Source organism: Gemmata sp. (assembly GCF_051859125.1).
GTDB lineage: Bacteria > Planctomycetota > Planctomycetia > Gemmatales > Gemmataceae > Gemmata.
Genome location: NZ_JBHYGG010000185.1, coordinates 1 through 4,550, shown reverse-complemented (window position 1 = coordinate 4,550; position 4,550 = coordinate 1). Strand labels below are relative to the sequence as shown.

Here is a 4,550-nt window from a genome sequence, read left to right as displayed (position 1 = left end):
GCCTTCGGAGGCAGGCAAGAATGCCTGCCCCACCAGGAGCAACTGATCCACGCGAGTCGGTATGACGCCGCACCTTTCGAGCCACGGGGCTCGCCCCCGTGGGCTTCAGCACCCCGAACCACCACGGGGGCGAGCCCCGTGGCTCGAAAGTCTCGTTACCGCCGGAACGCGCGGCCGACCTTGAGCCCGTCCTTCGCCTGGTACTCCCAGACGATCTCGCCGGACGGGTCCACCTCGATCACCTTGTTGTGGTTCATCAGCGAGATCAGGGTGTTCCCGTTGAACAGCCGCTGGCACGACGTCGGCGCGGACTCGCGGGGGCACTCGTACTTCCACGTCTGCTTGCCGGTCTTCAGGTCGTACTCGGCCACGCGGTCCTCGGGGGCGGCCGGGTTCTTGTTGTCCCGCTCGCACACGAGCACCTTGTCCTCGCCGACGACGCCCAGGGCCTGGATCTGCATGATCCAGCCGATCGTCAGGTTCTTCTTGGCGTCGGCGCCCTTGGCGTCGAGGCGGAACGCGTTCGGACCGCCGGGGTTGCCCGGCCCCTGGTACAGGTTGGTGACGTACAGCGTCTCCCCGGTCGGGAGCCGGCACCCGGCCATGATGTCGTACGGCCGGGCGTGCGCCCACACCTGCTTGCCGTCCTTGTCCCACTGGATCACGTTGTTGCGGCACACCACGAGCATGCCGCCGTCGGGCAGGAAGTCGATGTTGAGCGGCTGCTGGAGCGCGTTGCGGCGGGTCAGGACGCGGCCGGCCGTGTCCCGCTCGACCACCTGGTTGTTCTGCGACTCGGCGACCCACACGTTGCCGTTCGGGGCGACCTTCACGTCGGTCGGGTTGTTGACGCCGACGATCCGCCACTTCTCCTTGAGGTCCGGCCCGAGGGACACGACGCGGCCCTGGCCGAACCCGCTGTAGTCCATCTCGATGACGTCGGTGTGCCCGGTGACCCGGGGCTTGTAGTCGAGCTTCACGAGATCGACCCGGTCGCCCTTCTCCTTCCACCACCCGAGCCACGCGACCCGGGCCTTCTCCAGCGACGCGGGCGACTTGAGGAACCGGCCGTCCTTCGGGTGCGTGCCGGCCAGGGTGAGGAGCAGGTCCTCGAGCTGCCAGATGCGGCCCCGGGGGAGCTTCGGGATCAGGTCGATGAGCGCGGCGACGTACTCGCCCTCGCGGGTGACCAGGGCCAGCGCCCAGAGGCCGGCGAACCGGGCCTCGGTGTCGACCTCCTTGAGGACCGCCTCGCGGAGCTTCGCGTACGAGTCCTTGATGCGGACCCGCTCGGCCGCCGGGCCGCCCTCGGTGAGCGCGACGTACGCGGCGGTGCGGCGGACCGGGGACTTGTCGTCGAGCGCGGCGACGAGGGCCGGCTCGGCCCTCCCGTCCCGCACGGCCAGGGCCACGAGGGCGGTGCGGATCGCGTCGGCCACGGCCTCGCTGTCGGCCAGGGGGAGGAACCCGATGAGGGCCGCGGCGGCCCCGGCGGGCTTGAGCTTCGCGACGGCCCGGACGGCCGCGGCCGTGACCGCCGAGTGCGGCACCGTCTCGACCTTCCGCAGGGCGAGCCGGGCGCGGTACGCGACCTCGGGGTCGCGGTCCTGCTCGGCCTTCTTGAGCGGCCCGATCGCGGCCGACCCGTACCGCTCGACCTCCTCGGTGGCGGCCTCGCGGGCGTCGAAGTCGTCGGTCCCGAACCGGGCGATGATCTCCGAGATGCGGCCGTGGTCCGCGTCCGACAGGGTCCGGTGCCTCAGGTACTCGAGCAGTTGCGGGCCGTCGGTCGGGCTCAGGTTGGCCTTCTTGAGCGCCTCGTCGTCGGTGAGCGCCGGGGCGACCGGGGCGACCGGCCCGCGGACCGGCGGGCGGACCGGCTGCCGCTGGGCGCGGGCCACCGGGGCCACCTGGATGACGTCGGCGGCGGGGGCCGCCGGGGTGAAGCAGACCGCACCCAACAACAGGACCAGCGCGGACAGCGGCACGGGCCGACGCATGTGGGTTCTCCGGGTTACCAGGGCGCTCGCCACCCCTCCAATCTACGGCCGCGCGGCCCGCGGGGGAAACCCATTTCGCCGCGCCGCCTTGACGCGGCGGCCGCCCCCTGGCATATACGCCGGTTCGACCGTCCCGGCCAGTTTATTTGTGGGGCACCGGAATGGGGGCAAGGCTCCGACTCGTGTGGCTGCTGTGCGCCCCGGCGATCGGGTGCGCCACGGCCCCGCCGCTCGACAACCCGGCCCCGGTCCGCGGCCCGGCCGCCGAGGTCGAGAACCCGGTGCTGGTCTCGCCCGGGGTGCCGACCGCGGCCGCGTACCACGAGGTGTTCGAGAAGACGGTCGCGGTCCTCGACGAGTACTTCGAGCTGCTCCCGCCCAACCCCTACGACGGGCGGGTCGTGTCGAGGCCGCGGATCGCCCCGGGGTTCGAGCAGGTCTGGAAGCGCGGGAACCCCGAGCCGCGGAGCCGGCTGCTGGCGACGTTCCAGTCGATCCGGCAGGTCGCGACGGCCGAGATCCGCGCCGGCGAGCGGGGCGGGTACCTGGTGTACGTCGTCGTCGAGCGGGAACTCGAGGACCTGCCGCGGCCCGCGATGGCCCGGACCGGGTCGGCCGTGTTCCAGGACACGCCGTCGGTGGACCGCCAGTTCGACGTGGTCACCCCCGACGTGCCGACCGGCCAGGGGTGGTACCGCATCGGCCGCGACTACGCGCTGGAGCAGCAGATCCTCCGCCGCATCCGCGACTGCAAGTGACGGGGCGGTGCAACGAACCGTGCGGGGAAATCGGAGGGCGCCCGTAAAATGGGCAGTCGCGCCGTGGGGGGAGCCGCGTCCGGTGACGCGGCCCCGGGGCGGTCGCGGCTGAACGGGGCGGAGTCATGGCCGAACGGGGCATGCGGCTCAAACTGGGGGCGTTCGTGGCGGGGGCGCTGGCCATCCTGGCGGGCCTCATCGTCTTCTTCGGCCGCGCGCCGGAGCTGTTCTCGACCAAGGTCAGTTACGCGGTCCTGTTCTCCGAGGCCCCGGGGGTCGCCCCGGGGGTCCCGATCCGCAAGTCCGGGGTCCGCATCGGCGAGGTGACCGGGCTCGACCTCGACCCCGAGTCGGGCCAGGTCCGCGTCGCGTTCCGCATCGACCGCAAGTACCTCCCGCGGAAGTCCGAGGACGTCATCATCACCAAGGGGCTCCTCAGCGGCGACACCGCGATCGACTTCGTGCCCCGGCTCGCCGAGGACGGGCTGCCGGTGTCGCGCGGCGACGAGTGGCCCCCGGGGTCCGAGATCCCGGGCCTGCCGCCCATTACCCCCCGGAGCCTGCTGACCCCCGCGTCGGGCATCCTCGTCAACGCGCAGCAGTCGCTCGACAAGGTCGCCAAGGCGTTCGAGCGGCTCGAGAAGTTCCAGACGATCCAGCCCAAACTGGAGCGGGCGCTGGACGAGGCGAGCGAGACGTTCAAGTCGGTCCGCACGCTGGTGCCCGAAGCCAAGAAGACGATGGACAAGATCCAGAACCTGCTCGGGACCGACGCGCCGGCCCCGAACAACGGGGTGGTGCCGGCGAACTTCCTCGGCGACCCGGTCCTCGCCGCGGCCCAGCCGCCGGACAACGTGAACCTCAAGGAACTCATCCGGGACATCCAGGAGGTGGCCCGGTCCGCGAAGCCGGCCGTGGACGAGATCCGCGCCGCGGTGAAGCGGCTCGAACCGGACGTGGCGTCGGCGGTGAAGTCGGCCCGCACCACGTTCGACAACGTCAACGACGTGCTGTCGCCCGAGAACAAGAAGCAGGTCGGGGAGCTGCTCAAGAACGCGAACGCGGTCGCCCTGTCGATCGTCCGCATCTCGGCGGCGCTGTCGTCGATCCTCGACGGGGCCGAGAAGTCGCTGAAGAACATCGACACGGTCGTGTCGTCGGTCGGGCTGGTCGTCACCGACGTCCGCGCGGTCACCAAGCCGCTCGCCGAGCGGTCCGAGACGCTCGTGACCGGCGTGACCGAGTCGGTCGAGCAACTGAGCAAGGCGCTGGCCGAGGTCCGCGGGCTGCTGGCGACGTTCGGCAAGGGGAACGGGGCGGTCCAGAAGCTGCTGACCGACCCCAGCGTGTACCAGAACATCGACGACGCGGCCGGGTCGCTGGCCCGGGTGATGGGGAAGGCCGAGAAGATCACCCGCGACCTGGAAGTGTTCGCCGACAAGATCGCGCGGCGGCCGGAACTGATCGGCATCGGCGGCGCGGTGCGGCCGAGTTCGGGGCTCAAGGACGCGCCCGGCGCGCCGCTCCCCGCGTACCGCCCGGAGTGGCCGCCCGCGGCGACCGCCCCGCGGCAGGCGAACGCGCCCAACTGGCTCCCGCCGCAGCCGCCGGCCCCGCCGGGCGCGAACCCGTTCCCGCCGCCCGTCCAGGGCTACCCGCCGCGGTGAGGCGGCGAGTGCGAAGAGAAGACAGAAGAGTTTTCATCCGCAGATTACGCAGATGGACGCAGATTAGAAATCAGAGGACAGAGGACAGAGGACAGAGGACAGAGGACAGAGGACAGAGGACAGAG

At 71.4% G+C, this 4,550-nt stretch carries 3 protein-coding genes; 2 read left to right on the top strand and 1 reads right to left on the bottom strand.

What is annotated here, in order from left to right:
- Positions 1–155 precede the first annotated feature (155 nt).
- Positions 156–2,000 carry an outer membrane protein assembly factor BamB family protein gene (locus tag ACTIGN_RS16425; protein ID WP_439625722.1) on the bottom strand — a complete coding sequence of 615 codons (1,845 nt, stop codon included), beginning with the start codon at positions 1,998–2,000 and terminating at the stop codon, positions 156–158.
- Positions 2,001–2,161: 161 nt separating this feature from the next.
- Between ACTIGN_RS16425 and ACTIGN_RS16420 the strand changes: the two genes are divergently transcribed.
- Positions 2,162–2,758, top strand: coding sequence for a hypothetical protein (locus ACTIGN_RS16420; RefSeq protein WP_439625720.1), 597 nt, complete (start codon positions 2,162–2,164; stop codon positions 2,756–2,758).
- Between the two features lie 125 nt (positions 2,759–2,883).
- Entirely contained in the window at positions 2,884–4,425 is a 1,542-nt protein-coding gene (locus ACTIGN_RS16415; RefSeq protein WP_439625718.1) for an MlaD family protein, read from the top strand.
- Positions 4,426–4,550: the final 125 nt, after the last annotated feature.

What these genes read in the sequence shown, in the direction of transcription:
- ACTIGN_RS16425 (WP_439625722.1), bottom strand. Translation starts at nt 2,000, where the DNA reads ATGCGTCGGCCCGTGCCGCTGTCCGCGCTGGTCCTGTTGTTGGGTGCG.
- ACTIGN_RS16420 (WP_439625720.1), top strand. Translation starts at nt 2,162, where the DNA reads ATGGGGGCAAGGCTCCGACTCGTGTGGCTGCTGTGCGCCCCGGCGATC.
- ACTIGN_RS16415 (WP_439625718.1), top strand. Translation starts at nt 2,884, where the DNA reads ATGGCCGAACGGGGCATGCGGCTCAAACTGGGGGCGTTCGTGGCGGGG.